The organism is Mycobacterium sp. ITM-2016-00316, assembly GCF_002968335.2.
Taxonomy (GTDB): Bacteria; Actinomycetota; Actinomycetes; order Mycobacteriales; family Mycobacteriaceae; genus Mycobacterium.
The window spans coordinates 2,921,377-2,940,105 of the sequence record NZ_CP134398.1; the positions used below are offsets into that span (position 1 = coordinate 2,921,377).

The 18,729-nt window shown below is 67.9% G+C and carries 16 protein-coding genes; 12 read left to right on the forward strand and 4 right to left on the reverse strand.

The annotated features are described in order from the left end of the window. Positions 1-13 precede the first annotated feature (13 nt). Both C6A86_RS14045 and C6A86_RS14050 read left to right on the forward strand, forming a co-directional pair. On the forward strand, positions 14-2,020 hold the full coding sequence (locus C6A86_RS14045) for a phosphotransferase (RefSeq protein WP_311101199.1): 2,007 nt from the start codon (positions 14-16) through the stop codon (positions 2,018-2,020). A 28-nt stretch (positions 2,021-2,048) separates the two neighbouring features. Further along, positions 2,049-2,375, forward strand: a complete 327-nt coding sequence (locus C6A86_RS14050) for a YnfA family protein (protein WP_057165576.1) — start codon at positions 2,049-2,051, stop codon at positions 2,373-2,375. Between the two features lie 18 nt (positions 2,376-2,393). Here C6A86_RS14050 and C6A86_RS14055 read toward each other — a convergent pair whose 3' ends face one another. The 3 genes from C6A86_RS14055 to C6A86_RS14065 all read right to left on the reverse strand — a co-directional run bounded on the left by C6A86_RS14055 (position 2,394) and on the right by C6A86_RS14065 (position 5,133). Beyond that, on the reverse strand, positions 2,394-3,272 hold the full coding sequence (locus C6A86_RS14055; protein WP_105366308.1) for an SCO6745 family protein: 879 nt from the start codon (positions 3,270-3,272) through the stop codon (positions 2,394-2,396). Between the two features lie 51 nt (positions 3,273-3,323). Next, on the reverse strand, positions 3,324-3,794 hold the full coding sequence (locus C6A86_RS14060) for an RDD family protein (protein WP_105366307.1): 471 nt from the start codon (positions 3,792-3,794) through the stop codon (positions 3,324-3,326). Positions 3,795-3,870: 76 nt separating this feature from the next. Continuing rightward, positions 3,871-5,133: a TetR/AcrR family transcriptional regulator gene (locus C6A86_RS14065; RefSeq protein WP_105366306.1), complete on the reverse strand. Its 1,263-nt coding sequence runs from the start codon at positions 5,131-5,133 to the stop codon at positions 3,871-3,873. Between the two features lie 296 nt (positions 5,134-5,429). Here C6A86_RS14065 and C6A86_RS14070 point away from each other — a divergent pair, with 296 nt between their 5' ends. The 10 genes from C6A86_RS14070 to C6A86_RS14115 all read left to right on the forward strand — a co-directional run bounded on the left by C6A86_RS14070 (position 5,430) and on the right by C6A86_RS14115 (position 15,828). Then, the gene (locus C6A86_RS14070; protein ID WP_199196442.1) at positions 5,430-7,106 is read left to right on the forward strand and encodes a nitric oxide reductase activation protein NorD; all 1,677 of its coding nucleotides are present in this window, start codon (positions 5,430-5,432) and stop codon (positions 7,104-7,106) included. A 77-nt stretch (positions 7,107-7,183) separates the two neighbouring features. Beyond that, the gene (locus tag C6A86_RS14075; protein WP_105366372.1) at positions 7,184-8,002 is read left to right on the forward strand and encodes a CbbQ/NirQ/NorQ/GpvN family protein; all 819 of its coding nucleotides are present in this window, start codon (positions 7,184-7,186) and stop codon (positions 8,000-8,002) included. A 2-nt stretch (positions 8,003-8,004) separates the two neighbouring features. Next, on the forward strand, positions 8,005-9,117 hold the full coding sequence (locus tag C6A86_RS14080; RefSeq protein ID WP_105366304.1) for an ABC transporter substrate-binding protein: 1,113 nt from the start codon (positions 8,005-8,007) through the stop codon (positions 9,115-9,117). Between the two features lies 1 nt (position 9,118). Next, entirely contained in the window at positions 9,119-10,249 is a 1,131-nt protein-coding gene (locus C6A86_RS14085) for a spirocyclase AveC family protein (RefSeq protein ID WP_105366303.1), read from the forward strand. After that, positions 10,242-11,177 (forward strand): SDR family oxidoreductase, encoded by a 936-nt coding sequence (locus C6A86_RS14090; protein ID WP_311101200.1) that lies wholly within the window; start codon positions 10,242-10,244, stop codon positions 11,175-11,177. Before C6A86_RS14085 ends, C6A86_RS14090 begins: the two co-directional genes overlap by 8 nt. Beyond that, positions 11,170-12,651, forward strand: coding sequence for an aldehyde dehydrogenase family protein (locus tag C6A86_RS14095; protein WP_199196409.1), 1,482 nt, complete (start codon positions 11,170-11,172; stop codon positions 12,649-12,651). The genes C6A86_RS14090 and C6A86_RS14095 overlap by 8 nt, the downstream gene beginning before the upstream one ends. 13 nt (positions 12,652-12,664) lie before the next feature. Then, on the forward strand, positions 12,665-13,888 hold the full coding sequence (locus C6A86_RS14100) for a cytochrome P450 (RefSeq protein ID WP_105365852.1): 1,224 nt from the start codon (positions 12,665-12,667) through the stop codon (positions 13,886-13,888). Between the two features lie 36 nt (positions 13,889-13,924). Next, positions 13,925-14,344 carry a nuclear transport factor 2 family protein gene (locus C6A86_RS14105; protein WP_105365853.1) on the forward strand — a complete coding sequence of 140 codons (420 nt, stop codon included), beginning with the start codon at positions 13,925-13,927 and terminating at the stop codon, positions 14,342-14,344. A 3-nt stretch (positions 14,345-14,347) separates the two neighbouring features. Then, positions 14,348-15,154 carry an SDR family NAD(P)-dependent oxidoreductase gene (locus C6A86_RS14110; RefSeq protein WP_105365854.1) on the forward strand — a complete coding sequence of 269 codons (807 nt, stop codon included), beginning with the start codon at positions 14,348-14,350 and terminating at the stop codon, positions 15,152-15,154. Positions 15,155-15,174: 20 nt separating this feature from the next. Beyond that, entirely contained in the window at positions 15,175-15,828 is a 654-nt protein-coding gene (locus C6A86_RS14115; protein ID WP_105365855.1) for a nitroreductase family protein, read from the forward strand. Here C6A86_RS14115 and C6A86_RS14120 read toward each other — a convergent pair. Next, positions 15,745-18,612: an RND family transporter gene (locus tag C6A86_RS14120; RefSeq protein ID WP_105365856.1), complete on the reverse strand. Its 2,868-nt coding sequence runs from the start codon at positions 18,610-18,612 to the stop codon at positions 15,745-15,747. The genes C6A86_RS14115 and C6A86_RS14120 overlap by 84 nt on opposite strands. Between the last annotated feature and the right edge of the window lie 117 nt (positions 18,613-18,729).

Sequence of the window (18,729 nt, forward strand, 5' to 3'; positions counted from 1 at the left end):
TAGGTTCACATCCGTGCAGAGTCAACTCATCGAGCGTCCCACCGATCTGACCGACGAATGGCTCACCGCGGTGCTGGGCGCCGGCACGGTGACCGGGCATGAATTCGAACGCATCGGCACCGGGCAGATGAGCGAGTGCTATCGGGTCGCCCTGCGCTACGCCGACGGTGACACCGGCCCGGCGACCGTGGTGCTCAAGGTCGCCGCCGCCGACCCCAACAGCCGCCAGACCGGTCTCGCGCTGGGTCTCTACGAGCGCGAGGTGCGGTTCTACGCCGAGATCGCCGGAGCGCTGGACGGGGGCGAGGGAAGCGACGGGGAAGCGACAGCGCCGTTCGCACCGTGCTTTCATCACGCGTATGACGCCGGGACCGGCGCCTTCGACCTGCTACTGGGCGATGCGGCGCCCGCGGAGGTGGGTGACGAGATCCGGGGCGCCACAAGTGAACAGGCGATTCTGGCACTGACTCAGCTCGGACGGGTGCACGGCCCCTTGCTCGGCGACGCGGGGCTCGCGGAGGCGGCCTGGCTCAACCGCGAGGCCCCGGTCAGCCAGGCCCTGCTGGCAGGCCTGTGGGCCGGGTTCGCCGACCGGTTCGGTGATCGGATCGCGCCGGAGCACCGAATCGTGTGCGAACGCCTGGTGGATTCCTTCGACGCGTATCTGGCCCAGGAGGCCGCCGCGCTGCAGGGGCTCGTCCACGGCGACTACCGATTGGACAACATGCTGTTCGGCACGGATGGCGCGGAACGTCCCCTGACCGTGGTGGACTGGCAGACCGTCACCCGCGGGCCTGCGTTCACCGACGTCGCGTATTTCATCGGGTGCGCGTTGCCCGACGAGGTGCGCCGCGCCCACTACGACGCGCTGCTGGGCGCCTACCACGCGGCGCTCGGCGAAACGTCGTCGCTGTCCCTCGACGACGTCAGGGACGGCGTGCGGCGGCAGAGCTTCTTCGGCGTGATGATGGCGATCGTGTCCTCCATGCTCGTCGCGCAGACCGAGCGCGGCGATGAGATGTTCATGACGATGCTGGCGCGCCATTGCGCTCATGTGCTCGACACCGACGCGCTGGCGGTGTTGCCCGCCGCCGTGGCACCCGAACCGCTGAAACCCCGTGCCGTCGATGAGGGCCCGCATGTGCCCACCGATGAGGAGTTGTGGAACGAGAGCTGGTACTTCGATTTCGTCGATGCCACACAGGGTCTCGGCGGCTGGGTGCGCCTGGGCCTGATCCCGAACCAGGACCGCGCGTGGATCAACGCCCTGCTGTGTGGGCCGGGCATGCCGACGATAGCGGTCAATGACCTGCAGGCCGCGCTGCCCGCAAACCCGGCCCGGGTGCGGACCGACGCGATCGACCTCGAGTTGTCGGCAACGGTGCCGTTGCAGCGCTACCGGGTGACGCTGCGGGCCCGCGGTGAGGCGTACGACGATCCGGCCGGGTTGTTGCGCGGAGAATCGGGGCGGCCCGTCGAGGTCGGCCTGGATCTGGAGTTCCTCTCGGTCAGCACGCCCTACCTGTACCGGATCACCCCGCGCTACGAGATCGCCTGCACGGTATCGGGTACCGCGACCGTCGACGGCCGGCAGTACGCGCTGAACGGCGTGCCCGGGCAGCGGGACCATTCCTGGGGTGTGCGGGACTGGTGGAGCATGGAGTGGGTGTGGAGCGCGCTGCACCTCAAGGACGGCACCCACCTGCACGGGGTGGACATCCGCATACCCGGCATGGCGCCGATCGGCATCGGCTACACCCAGCGCGAGGGCGAACCGCTCGCCGAGCTCGAAACTGTCTCCGCCCAGCACACTTTGGGCCCTGACGATCTGCCGGTGACGACCACGCTGACCCTGCAACCGGGGAATACCGAGGTGACCGTCGACATCAAGGGCCACGCCCCGGTGCTGCTCACCGCCGTCGACGGGCGGGTCAGCCAGTTCCCGCGTGCCTGGGCGACGGTCACCACCGCGGACGGCCGCACGGGCGTCGGCTGGCTGGAGTGGAACCGCAACCTCTGACCCGCTGCGTGCCAGACTGGCACGGGTGATGGTGCTCAAATCGATGGTGCTGTTCGTGCTCGCCGCGGTGCTGGAGATCGGCGGCGCCTGGCTGGTGTGGCAGGGGGTGCGCGAGCACCGCGGCTGGCTGTTCGTCGGCGCCGGTGTGATCGCGCTCGGCGCCTACGGTTTCGTGGCCGCCTTCCAGCCCGATGCGAACTTCGGCCGGGTGCTGGCCGCCTACGGCGGGGTCTTCGTCGCCGGGTCGCTGATCTGGGGCATGGTCGCCGACGGGTTCCGGCCGGACCGCTGGGATATCTCGGGCGCGCTGGTATGCCTGCTCGGGGTGGGCCTGATCATGTACGCGCCGCGCTGAGTTCGCCGGCGGTCGTTGTCAGAGGCGGTCGTTGCCGAGATCGCCGCGGTCCAGCCCCATCGGGGTCGCCGCCGGAACATCGCCTGCCGCGACCACCAGCCGGGTCAGCGGCGTGAGCACCTCGAACAGGGTGGCCAGGTCCGCATCGTCGAGCACGTCGAACGCCGACAGCGCCAGCCGGTCGGTGGTGTCCTCGATCTGGGCCTTCAGTGCAGCGCCGGCCGGGGTGAGCGTGCCGGCACCGTCGAGCAGGCCGCGGTCGGCCAGTTCTGCGACATGGTGTTGCCACTGCTGCTCGTCGTAGTCGCGGCTGCGCATGATCATCTCCCGGGGCACCCGGTCCGCGGCGGCATGCAGCACGTTCGACTGGCGCCCGCTGATCCCGAACACATTGAGCGCAGCGATGTGGCCGTCACCGCGCTGCTCTCGCAACAGCGTTGTGGCGTGCCACAGTTGGGCCAACGGCTCCTGCGGCCACGGCAACGCCAGGTTTGCCGCGAACAGTGGCCGCCCCTCCGACGCCGCGTTGCGCGCCGCGGTGGACAGCAGCTCCGCTGCCGTGGCGACCGCATCGGGATCGGTGCATCCGTAGCGGCGCAGCGCGGCCACTGCAGCATCCTCGCGGGCCTGCAGCACCGTCGCCGGTGCGGCGATCTCCCAGGCGGCGGGCAGCGCCTTGGCCACCCGCTGCGGCGCGAAATTGCCGAACACCGCCGTGACCACCTCGGGTGCCACCGGCCCCAGCGGCGCCGACCGGGCTGCGAAATAGCCCATCCAGAATCCGCGGAAACCGAGCCCGTCAAGGGCTGCTCGTGACTCCGGGGCGAAGTAGGTGACGGCGTGGACAGGCTCCAGCCGATCGAACAGGCGCCGCGCGATGGTCGTTGGTCTGCTCACCCCGCCAGTCAATCAAACAATCACCGTGTGCCCTCAGCGGCCTCGGTGAGATCAGCGCTTGACGACCTGGGTGCCGCCGGCCAGTTCGTCGTGCTTGCCCTGTTTGGTGGCACTGCTGTTGATGGTGACCGCGATGACGAGGATCGCGATGACACCCAGCAACCCGCCGACGAAGGGGATGATCGGCAGCAGCGTGAACGCATTCCGGATCGCCGACTGCTGCAGTGTCGGCTTCGCGGCACCGGCCGGGCCATGGACGCTCATGCCCAGCAGCTTCTTTCCCGGTGTCCAGCCCTGGGTGGTCTCGAACGCGATGTAGTAGACGAAGGTCAGCACACCGGTGAACAGGCCGGTGACCCACACGTTGGACAACGAGTCGGTGACGAACGCCAGGAAGAACGCGACGATCGCGATGACGATGCCGTCGATGATGCGGGCCAACCAGCGGGGGAGAAGTCCGCCCGGTTGCCCACTGGGCGTCGGGTACATGCCGGGCTGAGGATCGAATCCACCTGTGGTCATGCCTGCAGAACCTACTCGCTCGGGCGGTATCGGCAAGTGATGAACCCCGTCCTGATCTCCCCGGGGCGCGGGCGCTCTACTCCGAGCGCACCGCGACACCCCGAATGACGGTATCGCGGGAGTGGGTGAGTGCTCGATCAGTGCCGAGCTCACCCAGAATGTTCTCCGGAATCCACTGCACACCGATGACACCGCGGGCCAGCATCTCGGCGTTGGGGCTGTCCATCCGGATCTCCCCGGACCGGATGCCCTCGGAGAGCATCGTCTTCATCTGCCGCACCCGCGTCGAGAACGACCAGCCAGGGTCGGCGACATCGGGCGGGGTCTGCCGCATCCACGCCAGCTGGATGCGGAACTCGTCCGGAAACTGTTCCAGGGCATTGATATTGAGCCAACTCAACGCGTCCAACTTCTCCAGCGGCGTGGACTCGGTCCGTAGGACCTCGCTCCAGCCCCCGCCGACCTTTCGGCCGAAGGCCATCATGATCGACATCAGCAGTTCGTCCTTGGAGCCGATGATCCGGTACACGGTGCCGGTGCCCATGCCTGCCGCCGAGGCGATATCGCGGATCGTGGTCATCTCATAGCCACGCCGGCCGAATTCGCCTCGGGCGACGGCCCGGACGTGGGCGGCCTTGTTGCTCGTGTCCGGCTCGGTGTTCTCCGACCAGCTCTTCACCACCTCATCGGCGGCGGCGAACGCGGCCGACCGATCCAGCTGGACATCGGTGAGGTCATGGCTGGCGAGTCCGTGCAGGTGAATGCGACAGAGCAGGCTTGCCACCTGATCGCTGCTGCCCTTGTGCCGGATCACATCGAGTCCGACATGCAGCATGCTCTGGCAGAAACGGTCGGCCAGCGTCGGCAGGTCCATGTCGGGTCGGATGAACCCGCTCCACCGCCCGGCCCGCAACAGTTGCAGCATCGCGGACTGGATGCCGGCCGGACGGCGCTTGGTCAGTTCCATCAACTCGGGATCCGAACTCGGGCCTTCGTAGAACGACATCTGCAGCGCCGCCCGGTGTGCCACCGCGCACCGCGCGATGGCACAACCCAGGCCGGTGATCTGGTCCTCGATCGGGCGCGGATCCGGGGCGTCGAGTTCACCCAGCGCCTGCTCGCCGACCAGGTCCAGCGCAGCGTGATAGCGGCGTGTCAGCTCGACCAGGATGGCTTCCTTGGATTCGAAATGGTGATACAGGCTGCCCGCCAGGATTCCCGCGGCATCGGCGATCTGCTGTAGCGAGGTGCGCAGGCCCGATTCGGCGATCACGTCGTTTGCGGTCTGCAGTATCTGGGTCCGGCGTGTGTCGGGGGCGCCTGACGATTGTTCGGTCATCGGCTCCCTCGCCTGCCATGTCGATACCTGAGCTGGACCACTGAGCTTACGACCTGCTCATCCCACTGCGGGGCATTGCGCCCATGGCGGCCGTCCGTGCACCGATGCCGGCGGCATTTCTCGGCACCGCCTCGATGCGCCCGAGAGTCCGGATCGCGGAGACGACGATTCCGAGGAGCCTGCTTCGTATCGAACATTCGTCATGTCGACGTTGACGCGCCGTGGACCGAACCCTACGGTGGAACAGATATTTGGTCAAACTGCCGGCCCGGTAGGAAATCGAGGTGTGCAGCACGGTGGCAACCGACGACGATGCGCAAGGTGTGCAGGTCCACGCCCTACTTGCCTGCGCGCTGGCCGGTCGGACCGTGGCGGTGCGGTCCGTCCCGGCCGGGGAACCCGCCTGGACGGACGGCGTCGCGGTGTACCTGGACGTCGCCACCGATACCGCGTTTCAGCGCCGCTGCCTGGCGGTTCAGGCATCGCTACTGGCCGCCGACAGCCTGAACCCGGCGATCCTGGGCACGCTCGGCCGGGGTGCCGCCCTGGCACGGCGGTACCTCGCGATCGAAGGCCACCGCGCGCTGGCCTGCAACAAGGAGCTACTGTCTCGGGACATCCGTGCCCTGCTGGATCCCAGGCTCGCGGCAGGCACGGATTCGGCGCAGGCATCGCTGGACCTGGCCATGAGCCCGGTGGCGCTGCCCGAACCGCCAGCAACCTTCGGAATCCTGCGGCCGCGCAGGATGGCGACCGTCGCGAACGCCCCGGGTCGGTCCGGCCGCCACATTGCCCGCAGGGGGCACGACAAGGAGTTGCACGAGCTCGTCGAGGACGCCGTCGACGACGCCGATCTGGACGTCCTCGACATGTTCACCAGCCCGGTCGGCGGCGGTGGCGCGATCGGAAAACTCCTGCAGCGCATGATGAAAAGCGTGCGGCGGCGCGGCACCGGCGGCGGCCCGCCCGGAGCGGATTCGGCTGTCCGCCGGACCCGCTCGGGCACCAGGGGAGCGGCCGCGTCGCTGTCCACCACTGCCGGACCGTCGTATGACGACGGGCCCGGCGCCGCGGCGGGCGCGCGTTACCCCGAATGGGATGCCAGCCAGCGCCGCTATCGCGAGAATTGGTGCACGGTCGAAGAAGTCGAGGTGGCTGAGCGTGACGTCAAGCCGGCGCCGCGCCCCGATGTCCATGCGCTGCGCCGGCCGCTGACCCGGCTGGGCGTCGGGCTCGAGCGCTGCCGGCGCCAGGCCCAGGGCGACGATATCGATATCGATGCTGCCGTGCGCAGCAGGGTCGACACGCTGGCCGGAACGGCCGGTGACGCCGCGGTCTACATCGAGAGCCTGCGACGCAGAAGAGATCTCGCTGTGCTGGTGCTGCTCGATGTCTCCGGTTCGGCCAACGAGCCCGGGACGGGCGGGCGCACCGTGCACGAACAGCAGGTGCTCGCCGCGCACGCGTTGACGGTCGCGCTGCACGAACTCGGCGACCGGGTGGCACTGTACGGGTTTCAGTCCCAGGGCCGATCGTCGGTACACGTGCTGCCGGTCAAGCGTTTCGAGGACACCTTCGACAGCGCTGTCGCCCAGCGGTTGGCCGCCCTGACACCGGGGGCGTACTCCCGGCTGGGCGCGGCCATCCGGCACGGCACCGCGGTGATGGCCGAGAAGGCGGGTACCTCCCGGCGGTTGCTCGTCGTCGTGTCCGACGGGCTGGCCTATGACCACGGCTATGAACGCGCCTACGGCACGGCCGATGCCCGCCGCGCCCTGGCCGAGGTGCGTCAACAGGGCACCGGTGCCGTCTGCTTGACCGTCGGCGCCGGCACCCAGGCCCACGAGTTACGGCGGGTGTTCGGCAGCGCCGCGCACGCGGCCATCCCACGCGCCGAGCAACTCGGCTACATCATCGGTCCGCTGTTCCGGTCCGCGCTGCGCTCGGCCGACCTGCGCCGGCGCGTCGCCTGACGACTCCGGCCCTGAATCCTTGAACCAAACATCTGTTCCGCGCTACAGTGATCGAACTGGTTGCACGAGAGGACGATATGCATCCGGCACAGCCGAGAACCACCACGCAACCCCGCCCGTACTACGTGTCGGTCGCCGACGAGGAACTCGTCTTCAAAGCCGCCTACCGACAGGGGCTCTCCGTGGTCCTCAAGGGCCCCACCGGGTGTGGGAAAACTCGGTTCGTCGAGGCGATGGCCCACGACCTGGGGCGGCCGCTGATCACCGTGTCCTGTCACGACGATCTGACCACCGCCGACCTGGTCGGCCGCTTTCTGCTGCGTGGGGGAGAGACCGAGTGGGTCGACGGACCGCTGACCCGCGCCGTCCGGGAAGGTGCGATCTGCTATCTAGACGAGGTCGTGGAGGCCCGCCAGGACACCACTGTGGTGCTGCACCCGTTGGCCGACCACCGTCGCGAACTACCGATCGACCGGTTGGGCATCACGCTCGACGCCGCCGCCGGTTTCTGCCTGGTGGTGTCCTACAACCCCGGCTACCAGAGTGTGCTCAAGGACCTCAAGGACTCGACCCGGCAACGGATGGTCGCCATCGAGTTCGGTTTTCCGGCGCCGGATGTCGAGGAGAAGATCCTGTCCCAGGAGTCCGGGGTCGACCACCGCCGCGCTGCCGATCTGGTGCGCCTCGGGCAGGCGATCCGGCGCCTGGAGACGGGCGGCCTGCGCGAGGTCGCGTCCACCCGGGTGCTCATCGCAGCGGGCCTGCTCATCTCGGAAGGGTTGGCGCCCCAGGTCGCTGCTCGCGCGGCGATCGCCGGTCCGCTCACCGATGACGCGACGGTCACCCGGGGCCTGATCGAACTGATCGACGTTTACCTTCCCGCGGACGGAGAATGAACATGGGCTACGAAAGCACGGCAGAACCGATCAAGGTCGGCTATCTGATGGATTTCACACTGCCGCAAGCCTATCCGCAGGAGATGCGGGACGATTTCTTCCAACCGTTTCGGCTGGTGTTCGACCAAGCACTGGCCGACGGCCGTATCGACCGCACGATCGAGCTGGTCTACCGCGAGGTCGAGGGGCTGCCGAAGGGGTCGGTGAAGAAGGTCATCGATGCCTACGGTGAGCTCGTCGACGAGGGGTGCCTCGCGGTGTTCGGCCCCCATATCACCGACAACGCGGTGCCCACCCGGGAAGCCATCGAAGAACGCTTCCGGGTACCCGCGCTGAGCGTCACCGGCAGCGACGACTGGCTGGGCGAGTGGACGTTCTCCTTCCCGCAGGGCTCACTCACCGACGAGCCGATTTTCTGGGCCGATCTGCTGGCCAAGGGCGGCCACACCGAGGTGGGGGTGCTCATCGAGTCCTCCCTGGTCGGAGAGACCTACCTGCGGCATTTCCGCAGCGCGTGCCGGCGCAAGAACATCAGGATCGTGGCCGAAGCGACGATCGCCCAGACCGCCCAGAACGTGAACGAGGCCGTCGCCATCGTCCATCAGGCGAAACCGAGCGCCCTGGTGCACTGCGGATTCGGTTTCGGCATCGTGTTTCTCAATGCCGTGCTCGCGGAGTTGGGCTGGGACCCGCCACGTTTCACCAGCACGGCCTTCCAGAACGCCTGGGTCAATCCGGTGATGTGGGAGGCCTTCCTGGGCTGGACCGGTGTGGACCAGTACGACGAGTCCAACCAGGTGGGCCAGCGGTTCCTGGACCGCTACGAAACGGCATTCGGCCGGCGCCCCGAGTATTGCGTGCCGGTGGTGAACCACGACGTGGCCAACGCACTGCTGCACGCCGTCATCGACGCCCACCCACTGAGCCCACGCGGCGTCAAAGACGCGCTGGAGCGGGTGAAGATGCTGCCCGCTGCCGCCGGCGCACCGGGAACCCGCATCTCATTCGGCAACTGGACCCGGCGGGCGTGGATGGGCGCCGGCTACCTGGTCGCCCGCACCTTGGACGCCGACGGTGTGCACTCCCATCTCGTCGACCGCTTCGGGGAGTCGTGAGTTGAGCACCGATCACATCGCACCCAGTACCGACACACCGCCGCCCGGCATCTGCCGCTTTCCCCGGGGGACGGTGTGGGTCGTCGCCGCACTGCTGGGTATCGCGGTGATCGCGTCTCACGCGCAGAGCGGCCCGACCTCACCGCGGATCGCCAATCCGGACGTCGAAGGAGTACCACGTCCCGTCGATTTCCTGTTCGGCTTCGAACACTGGATCGACCTGTGGCAGATCTTCACCATCTTCTCGGTGCCGGCACTGTTGATTGCCTGCATCATCGCCTGGCGGCGTAATCCCGGCAGCCCCATCGTCATGATGGCCGCGATCACCACCGTGATCGTCTGGCAGGACCCGTACATGAACTGGGCGCCGTACGCGGTCTACAACCCCGAGTTGTGGCACTGGCCGGTGGATTGGCCGTGGGTCTCGCTATCACCGACCATCGAGCCGTTCGTCGTCATCGGCTACGTCATGTTCCAGTTCGGCCCGTACTTCCCGGCGGTCTGGATCCTGCGAAAGATCCAGTCGCGCAAACCCGTCACCGCCTTCGTCTGGCGGCACCCGCTGGTCAGCCTCGGCGTCCTGATCTTCGTCATCGGGTTCCTGTTCGACATGGTGCTGGAACTCACCCTGGTGCGTACCGGCCTCTACATCTACTCGCAGGTCATCCCGTTCGGATCCATCTTCACCGGCAGCACCTTCCAGTTCCCGCTGTTGTGGGAGTCGGTGATGGTGACCTTCGTGATGGTGCCGGCCGGCCTGCTGGTCTACCGCGACGACACCGGCAAGACGGTCGCCGAGAAACTCGCGCAACGTTCGCGACTGTTCCCGAACCGGCCCAGGCTGGGCATGGCGGTGGTGATGTTCGTCGTCATCAACGTCGCCTACTTTGCCTACGGGCTGGGTTTCACCGTGATCAGGATGTCCGGAGCGGCCACGTCGGTGGCCTGCCCGTGGCCCTATCCGGAAGCGAAAGTATATGACCCACAGGGCTATTACGAGGAGAACGGCGCTCAGGGGCCCTTTGCGGTGGGCATCATGTCCACGTGGATGACCGGCCAACCCGACGGCAGGCCAGAGGTCGTGCCGGGGTCTCGCGGCGACCGGTGCGCACCGGAGTCGGCCGGTGACTGAGCCGCGAAGTGTCGTGATCACCGGCGCGTCCAGGGGGCTGGGGCTGGCATCGGCCGTGCACCTGTACCGGGCCGGCTGGCAGATCGTCGCCGCCATGCGGTCCCCGGACACCGGGATGCTGCGCCTGCGTGAAGCCACCGGCGCCGCCGAGGACGATCCGAGGCTGATCGGCGTGCCACTCGACCTCGACGACGAGGCCTCCGTGACCACGGCGGCGGCGCTGATCGAGGCCGCCGTCGGCGCACCGTACGCGATCGTCCACAACGCAGGCATCTCTGCCGCCGGCATGGTCGAAGAGACCCCGATGAAACTGTGGGAGAGGATGTTCAGCACCCACGTGCTGGGCCCGGTGCTGCTGACCAAGACCTTGCTGCCGTCGATGCGGGCGGCCGGACGGGGCCGGATCGTCCTGATCTCCAGCCAGGGTGGCGTGCGCGGTATGCCCTCGATCGCTGCCTATTCGGCGGCCAAAGGGGCGCTGGAGCGCTGGGGTGAATCGATGGCCGGGGAAGTCGCATCGTTCGGTATCGGCGTGACGATCCTGGTGACCGGCACCTATGACACCGACATCATCACCGATGCCGGCACCACCGATTGCCGGGATTTCGACGGCCCCTACGCGCGGCATCACGCCACCATCGACCGGCGCGGCCGGCTCGCCATGAAACTTGCCCGCCCGCCGGAAATCTTCGCCGCGGGCCTCGCCGAGGCGCTCGAGGACACGGCCGCGTTCGTCCGACGGCCCGTCGGACCGGATGCCCGAATGCTGCTGATAGCCAACAGAATTCTACCGAGCGCCGGCGTGCACCACCTGGCCCGGCTGGCCATGGGTCTGCCCCGGATGGGATCCATGAAGATCGGTGCGCCCGCACCGCCACCCCCGCCCGCCGACGTCCCCGACGAGGAAGAAGTTCGAGCGCATGGCTGAGACCACCGTCCGGCACGAAACCAGAATGCTGATCGATGGCAGACTCGTCGAGGGCGCGGCGGGCGCATTCACCAATATCAACCCGGCCACCGAAGAGGTGATCGGCGAGGTCACCGACGCATCGACAGCCGACATGCGCCGCGCCATCGATGCCTCCCGACGGGCCTTTGACGACACCGACTGGTCGACCGACCACGCCCTGCGGCAACGGTGCCTGCTCCAGTTGCAGGAGGCGCTGGAAGCCGAGCGCGAGGAATTGCGCGAGGAACTGATCTCCGAGGTCGGTTGCCCACGCGCACTCACCTATGGACCGCAACTGGACGCGCCACTCAGCGATGCGCTCACCTACCCGGCCGAGCTCATCGACGAATACCCGTGGGAAACCTCGCTGGGGGACGCTCTGGTGTCGGTGACCGGGGTGAACACCACCCGCGAGGTTTGGCGTGAACCGGTGGGAGTGGTGGGCGCGATCGTGCCGTGGAACTTCCCGTTCGAGGTCACCATCCATAAGCTCGGGCAGGCACTGGCCACCGGGAACACCGTGATCCTCAAGCCGGCGCCGAACACACCGTTCAACGCGACCCGCGTCGGCCGGCTGATCGCCGAGCACACCGACATCCCGGCCGGTGTCGTCAACATCGTCACGGCCTCGGATCATCTTGTCGGCGAGGAGTTGACGCTCTCACCCAAGGTGGACCTCATCTCCTTCACCGGGTCCACCATCGTCGGTATGCGCATCATGGCAAAGGGTGCGGCCACCATGAAGCGGCTGTTCCTCGAACTCGGGGGCAAGTCGGCCACCATCGTGCTGGAGGACGCCGATTTCGCACTCGGTTGCATGATGGGCATCGCACCCTGCGTGCACGCCGGCCAGGGTTGTGCGAACCCGACCCGGCTGCTGCTGCCGCGCTCGCGTTACGACGAGGGCATCGAGATTCTCAGGGGCATCTATGAAGGGGTGCAACCCGGCGATCCGCAGGATGCCGCAACGCTGTGTGGTCCGGTGATCTCCGATCGGCAACGTGCCCGGATCCGTGGCCACATCGAGCAGGGTGTGGCCGAAGGGGCACGCCTGGTGGTCGGCGGCTCCGAGCAGCCCGACGGCTTGAACAAGGGATTCTTCGTCAAACCAACACTTTTCGCCGATGTCGACAATTCGATGACGATCGCGCAGGAAGAAATCTTCGGACCTGTGCTTTCGGTGATCGCCTACGAGGACGAGGACGACGCGGTACGCATCGCCAACGACAGCCCGTACGGGCTGGCAGGCAACGTCATGTCCGGATCGCTCGATCACGCACTGGCGGTGGCCAAGCGGCTGCGCGCGGGGTTCATCGGGGTCAATGGCACCGCGGGGTACGGAGCGGACACTCCGTTCGGCGGCTACAAGAACAGCGGGGTCGGCCGGCAGAACGGCACAGCCGGCTTCGACCAGTACACCGAGATCAAATCCATCGCCTACCCGGCGACCTGAGGAGTCAGTAACCGTGGAACAACTTTTCGACGACCTGGAGGACTTCGGTTCCTTCGATGACGCCATCTCCGGGGACGTGCGCGACCCCTATACCGAGATGGCCCGGCTGCGCCGGGAGGAGCCGGTACAGCGGCTGGACACCTCCGGGATGCTGCCGCACGAGGAATCGCTGCCGATGTTCATCGTGTACCGGCACGAAGAGGTGCAGCAGATGCTGCGCGACGACGAGACGTTCTCGTCGGCCGGCGTCATCGCGGCCTTCGGCCCGGTACTGGGGGAGCGGGTGATGCTCGGGATGGACGAACCGGTGCACGGCCGGTTGCGGGCACTGGTGCAGAAGGCCTTCACCCAGAAGTCGCTGGCGCGCTGGGAAGATGAACTCGTCGGTCGAATCGGTAATGCGCTGATCGACACGTTCGAGGCGAACGGTAAAGCAGATCTGGTGAAGGAGTTCACCTTCGACTATCCCAGCCAGATCATCGCCGGACTGCTGGGGCTCCCGGAGGAGGACTTCCCGCAGTTTCAGCGGTGGTCGATTTCGCTGCTGAGCTGGTTGATGAACCCCGAGCGCGGACTCGCGGCGTCGGCGGCGCTGTGCGACTACTTCGCCCCGATCCTGGCGGCCCGACGCGCCGAACCCAAGGACGATCTGATCAGCGCACTTGCCGCCGCCGAGATCGACGGGAACAAGCTCGAAGACGAGGAGATCTTCTCGTTCCTGCGGCTGCTGCTTCCGGCCGGCGTCGAGACCACCTACCGGTCGCTGGGTAGCCTGCTTTTCGCGCTGCTCTCCGACCCCGCTCAGCTGGCGGCGATCCGGGCCGACCGGACCCTGCTGCCGCAGGCCATCGAGGAGGGTGTGCGCTGGGAGTCTCCGCTGCTCACCATCACCCGGGTGGCGACCCGCGATACCGAACTCGGTGGTGTGCAGATCCCGGCGGGTGCCACGGTGATGCCGATGCTGGGCGCGGCCAACCGTCAGGACGACCGCTACCCGAACCCGGATACCTTCGACATCTTCCGCAAGCAGAAGGCCAACGTCGGCTGGGGGTACGGCGTGCACGTGTGCCTGGGCATGCACTTGGCCCGCCTCGAGATGCGCACGGCGATCAACCTGTTGCTGGATCGGCTACCCAACCTGCGTCTGGATCCGGACGGGGGAGATCCACACATCCGCGGTCAGGTGTTCCGTTCGCCGACCGCGCTGCCGGTGCTCTTCGACCCGGTGAGCCCGTAACGTCAGCGGCGCACGTCCACCGAATGGAGACCCCCGATGACGGAATCAACCGCATACCGCGACCGCGCCGACATCACCGAGGTGCTGCTGCGTTATGCCACCGGAATCGACCGCAGGGACTGGGACACCTTCCGCACCGTCTTCACCGCGGACTGTGCACTCGACTATGGCGAGATCGGCAGCTACAACGGCGTCGACGCCGTCACCGATTTCATGGACCAGTCACACGCGATGGCCGGCCACACCATGCACCGGCTCAGCAATATCGTCATCACCCTCGAGGGTGACCGTGCCACCGCCCGCACCTATGTCGACGGGCTGATCCTTGCTCCCGACAATGCCTCCGGAGTCAACGCCGTCGGCATCTACGATGACGAACTCGTCCGCACCGATCACGGGTGGCGCATCGCCCGGCGCGTATTCACCGCGGTCCGGATCACCACGGTCGGAGGCTGATCGATGTTCGCCGACAAGTATGGCCCCTGGGCGCTGGTGGCCGGCGCGTCCGACGGCGTGGGGGCCGCCCTCGCCGATGGACTGGCGCAGCGCGGCGTCAACGTGGTGCTGCTGGCGCGCCGCCAACCCCTCCTCGACGAGGTGGCCGAAGGAATCGAGAGCCGTCATGGCGTCCAAACACGGACGCTGGCAGTCGATCTCGTCGCCGAGACGGCATCGTCGGTGATCGCGAAGGCCACCGACGATCTGGAGATCGGATTCCTCGCCTGCTGCGCGGGCGCCGACCCCAATTACCAACCGTTCCTGGACAGTCCGCTGGCGGCCGCCGAAGCGATGGTGCACCGCAACTGCGTCATACCGGTGCGGCTGTGCCACCATTTCGCCCCACCCATGGTGTCCCGTGGTAGGGGCGGAATCGTGCTGTTCGGATCGGGCGCCGGATTCGCCGGCGCCCCCAATATTGCGGCCTACGGTGCCTCCAAGGCCTTCGACATGGTGTTCGCCGAGGCCTTGTGGGCCGAACTGCACGACAAGGGCGTCGATGTCATCGGACTGATTCTCGGCAAGACCGACACCCCGGCGCTGCGCGCCCTTGAACACAAGCGGGGGGTGCTGCCGTCCGCGCAATCGCGTCCCGCGGACTCGGCCACCGCCGAGGAGGTGGTGACCGAGGCATTCGACAACCTGGACAACGGGCCCACCGTGCTGGTCGGCGACGTGATGAAGGCGGCCGCCCAGATACTGGGAACCTTGTCCCGCAGGCAGGCGGTGGAACTGCTGACGGCGGCAGGCGCCGCCACGATGGGGTGAGCGCACGCTAGGGTGCCGACATGGCAACTGCGAGCAGTGACATCTGGGAGGTGCTGTCGACGGCGCGGACCATTCGGCGCTTCACGGACGAACCCGTGGACGATGCGACGCTGGCACGCTGCTTGGAGGCCGCGACCTGGGCCCCGTCCGGTGCGAACGCGCAGGCCTGGCGGTTCGTGGTGCTGCGTTCACCTGAACAACGGGCTGTGGTGGCCGAAGCCGCGCGGCAGGCGCTGTCGGTCATCGAACCGGTCTACGGGATGAGCAGGCCGGCCGATGAGGAAACCGACCGGGTGGCCCGCAACAACCGGGCCACTTACGAGCTGCACGATCGCGCCGAGGAGTTCACCTCGGTGCTGTTCGTGCAGAAGCGCTTTCCCACCGCGTCCGACCTGCTGCTTGGCGGGTCCATTTTCCCGGCGATGCAGAACTTTCTGCTGGCTGCCCGCGCACAAGGTCTCGGTGCCTGCCTGACGAGCTGGGCGTCCTACGGCGGCGAAGCGCTGCTGCGTGACGCCGTCGGCGTCCCCGACGACTGGATGCTCGGCGGGCACATCGTCATCGGCTGGCCCAAAGGCAGGCACGGCAGGTTACGGCGCCGCCCGCTCACCCACGCCGTCAACCTGGACCACTGGGACGAACCCGCCGACCACCTGCTCGTCACCACGACCTAGCCACGGCCGGCGCGGCCACCAGAACCAGCGACCCAGCAGCACCATCAGAGTCGGCAGGACGAACGTGCGGACGATCATCGTGTCGATGAGCAGTCCGACACCGATCGTGAGCCCGATCTGGGCGATGCTGAGCACGCTGCTGGCAAGCAACGCCAGCATCGTGATACCGAAGATCACGCCGGCGGTGGTCACGACGCCGCCGGTGGCTCCGACGGCGCGGATGATGCCGGTGCGCAATCTGGCCGATCGTGTCTCCTCACGGATGCGCATGGCCAGCAACAGATTGTAGTCCGCGCCGACGGCAACCAGCGCGATGAAGGCGATAGGGCCTACCGCCCAGTGCAATTCGAGCCCGAGCAGATGTTGCCAGATGAACACGCTCGCGCCGAGGGCCGCGGCGTAGGACAACGCCACCGTGCCCACGATCACCAGGCCGGCCACCGGGCTGCGCATCAGCAGCGCGACGATCGTGAAGATCAGTGCCAGCGTGGTGATGACGAGCAACCGGGTATCGCCGGCCACCATCTGCTGCAGATCCAGGGTGGCGGGTCCGACGCCGGCGAGGTACACGGCCACCGGTCGCAGCGTCCCTTCCTTGGTCGCCTCGGCCACCGCCGATCCGACGGCCGCGGTGCGGGCCGCCCCGTCCACGCCCCATTCCTTGCCGGTCCCGTACACCAGCAGATAGAAGGCCCGCCCGTCCGGCGCGATCAGCCGGTCCAGGGCCGCCGCCATCCGCGGATCGGTCAGGGCGCGGTGCGGTGCGTAGAACCCGCCGGCCGCGCTGCCTTCGAAAGCGGTCGCCACTTCGCGCAGATAGCCGGTGAATTCGTCGAGCCGCGGGCCCACCGAACCCAATTGGGATGTGGTGTCGGTCATCGCCGCACGGGCCCGTGCGAGGGCTGCCGTCATGGTGTCGATATCCGCGGGTAGCCCGCCGAGCGCGCCGGTGGCGGTGGCGGTGCCACCGGTGAGCGTGTGCACTCCGGCTGCCAGCGCCGCCGTCCCGGCGACCACGTCGTCGACCGGTGTCACGATCTGCTGCACGACGGCGCAGATCGGGTTGGCTGAGCAGTGCGGTGTCGCGGCGACGAAGCCGCGCAACGGGTCGAGTCGGCCCGCCGCCGCCTCGGCGGTGGACTGCAGATCGGAGGTGCCGCGCTGCATGTCCGCGGCGGCCTCGGCCACCTCGCCAAGCCCGGCTGCGCTGCCCCGTAGTCCGTGCCGCATCCCGGACAGCGCGGCGTCGATGTCGTCGAGGATCGCGTCCAGCTCATCGAGGCCGCCCAGCCGGTCATCGAACTCGCCGACACCGGCCGCGAGTTCGTCACCGAACCGGCCCAGCTGACCGGCCAACGTGGTGTCCTCCGGCACGGTGCCCGCCGGCCTGCTGGGCGACTGCACCACCCGCACTCCCGGGATCTCCATCACCGCGCGGGTCACGCGTTCGACGGCGATGAGCCCGGCCGGGGTGCGCACATCGTGATCGGCCTGCACCGCCACGATGCCCGACAGCAGCTGGTTGTCCGCGAAATGCCGCTCGACCGCGGCATATCCGAGGTTCGACCCGGTGCCTGCGGGTGTCGCGGCGGGCTCATTCCAGCCGATGCGGATGGCGGCCGCCGGCGATGCCAGCAGGGCCAACGCGGCCAGGGCGGCGACCAGAATCGGCGCCGGCCACCGGGCCAGAGTCGCTCCGACCCGGCGCCAGCGCCGGTTCGTGCGACTCGGTTTGGCTGCCAACATGCCGGCGCCGCCGGACAGGCCGATCAGTGCCGGCGTCAGGGACAGCGATGCCGCCATCACCACCAGAATTCCTATTGCAGAGGGTATTCCGGCACTACGGAACACGCCGACCTCGGCGAACCCCAGGCAGGCCAGCGCGGTGGCGACGGTCAGCGCCGACCCCACAACCACCGGAGCCACGCCGCCCTGGGCGGCGGCGAGGGCCCGGGTCGAGTCCAGCCCGTCGCGCAGGCCCTCCTGATACCGGCCGATCAGGAAGATCGCGTAATCGGTTCCCGCGCCGAGCATCATGGCCGCCACGAGGGCAACCGAGAACATCGACACCTCGATCACATCGGCAGCGCCCCACGCCGCGGCGATCGGCCGCGCGACGCCCAGAGCCAATCCCACCGAGAACAACGGGATCATCGCCGCTGCGAGGGACCGGTAGACCAGCAGCAGCAGCACCAGGACGAGCCCGACGGTCGCCGCCGTGATCATCAGCAGCTGCCGGTCGATCGCGGTGAATTCGTCGACGATCGTCGCACCGGGACCGGTGACGAACGCCTCCAGACCGGACGGCGGATTCGCGGCGTCGACGGCGGCCCGGACCGCCTGTACCGCCTCGGCGGCCGGTGTGGTGCCCAGCACCCCGGCGAGCCGCAGCATCACCGTGACCGCGTGGCCGTCGGCGCTGACGGCGAACGATTCGGTCAGCGGGTCAGACCAGAGATCGGTGACCGTACGGACATGCTCGTTATCGGCGTGCAGGGCTGTGGTCAGGCGGTCGTAGTAAGCGCGGTCGGCTTCTCCGAGCGGACCGCCGGCGCGCTCGAGCACCACATAGTTGAGGTTGTTGTCGGTCGAGTCACCGAACAGCTGCGCAGACCGCACGGCGGCCACCGAGCTCGGTGCGTCTCCCGGCATGAACGAGCGGGCGTGCTCGTGCACCACCTGTTCCAGTTGCGGTACCGCAAGATTCGCCGCGCCCGCGACGCCAAGCCACAGCCCGACGATCAGCACCGCTGCGCGCCGCGACCCCGGCACCCGCCACCCCATGGCAGAAACGTTAGGGATCCAGGTTGCCGAGGCGCGTCGTGCCAACGGCCCTAGCTGCGTCTCCTACCTTGGTATGACCGTGCGCCCGCCCGCAGCATGATGGTTTCGACGGTCTTT

Excerpts from the sequence above, each read along its gene's own strand:
- C6A86_RS14050 (WP_057165576.1), top strand. The coding sequence starts at position 2,049 with ATGGTGCTCAAATCGATGGTGCTGTTCGTGCTCGCCGCGGTGCTGGAG.
- C6A86_RS14060 (WP_105366307.1), bottom strand. The coding sequence starts at position 3,794 with ATGACCACAGGTGGATTCGATCCTCAGCCCGGCATGTACCCGACGCCC.
- C6A86_RS14065 (WP_105366306.1), bottom strand. The coding sequence starts at position 5,133 with ATGACCGAACAATCGTCAGGCGCCCCCGACACACGCCGGACCCAGATA.
- C6A86_RS14075 (WP_105366372.1), top strand. The coding sequence starts at position 7,184 with ATGCATCCGGCACAGCCGAGAACCACCACGCAACCCCGCCCGTACTAC.
- C6A86_RS14080 (WP_105366304.1), top strand. The coding sequence starts at position 8,005 with ATGGGCTACGAAAGCACGGCAGAACCGATCAAGGTCGGCTATCTGATG.
- C6A86_RS14095 (WP_199196409.1), top strand. The coding sequence starts at position 11,170 with ATGGCTGAGACCACCGTCCGGCACGAAACCAGAATGCTGATCGATGGC.
- C6A86_RS14105 (WP_105365853.1), top strand. The coding sequence starts at position 13,925 with ATGACGGAATCAACCGCATACCGCGACCGCGCCGACATCACCGAGGTG.
- C6A86_RS14110 (WP_105365854.1), top strand. The coding sequence starts at position 14,348 with ATGTTCGCCGACAAGTATGGCCCCTGGGCGCTGGTGGCCGGCGCGTCC.
- C6A86_RS14115 (WP_105365855.1), top strand. The coding sequence starts at position 15,175 with ATGGCAACTGCGAGCAGTGACATCTGGGAGGTGCTGTCGACGGCGCGG.
- C6A86_RS14120 (WP_105365856.1), bottom strand. The coding sequence starts at position 18,612 with ATGGGGTGGCGGGTGCCGGGGTCGCGGCGCGCAGCGGTGCTGATCGTC.